Raw genomic sequence first — 480 nt, 5'->3', positions numbered from 1 at the left:
CACCAGGGCGGCCTGGAACGTGAAGCGCGGCCTGCGGACGGTGTCCGTGCGCCACCAGCGCAGCATCGAGTCGAGATTGAGATGCCGGATCAGTCCCGCGCTGGCGTCCTCACAAGGCAGGATCATGTCCCGCCCCAGCAGGTACCCGTGTCCGGCCCAAAAGATCCACAGCAAGTCGCCGTCGCACTGCGGGAGGTCGTCCACCAGCGCCGTTTTGACGTTCTGCTCGGTCGCTGGGCGGTACGTGTCCTTCAGGGCGGCCAACCGGGCCGCGGCGTCGAACTGGTCGTGACCGTCGGCTCGCAGGCGCCGTTCCTGTACGAACTCGGCGCCCTGACCGCGCTAGCACCCGGTGAGCCGCTGCCGGCCGGCTTCCCTCGGTGGCTCAACATCTACGACCGGCAGGACCTCCTCGCCTTCATGGCGGAGCCGGTGTTCCCCGCGGACCCGAGGGTCACCGACCACGAAGTCAGCAGTCGC

General features: G+C 68.8%; 2 pseudogenes. One reads left to right on the top strand and one right to left on the bottom strand.

The features are described from left to right. Positions 1-204: pseudogene (locus tag LPA54_RS37275) on the bottom strand (caspase family protein); the annotation flags it as partial. Between the two features lie 84 nt (positions 205-288). Between LPA54_RS37275 and LPA54_RS37270 the strand changes: the two are divergent. After that, positions 289-480, top strand: a pseudogene (locus LPA54_RS37270) (hypothetical protein); the annotation flags it as partial.

This window comes from Streptomyces sp. DH12 (assembly GCF_020873895.1).
Taxonomy (GTDB): domain Bacteria; phylum Actinomycetota; class Actinomycetes; order Streptomycetales; family Streptomycetaceae; genus Streptomyces.
Note: the sequence above shows the minus strand (reverse complement) of the source record. Positions and strands in the feature narration are given on the sequence as shown.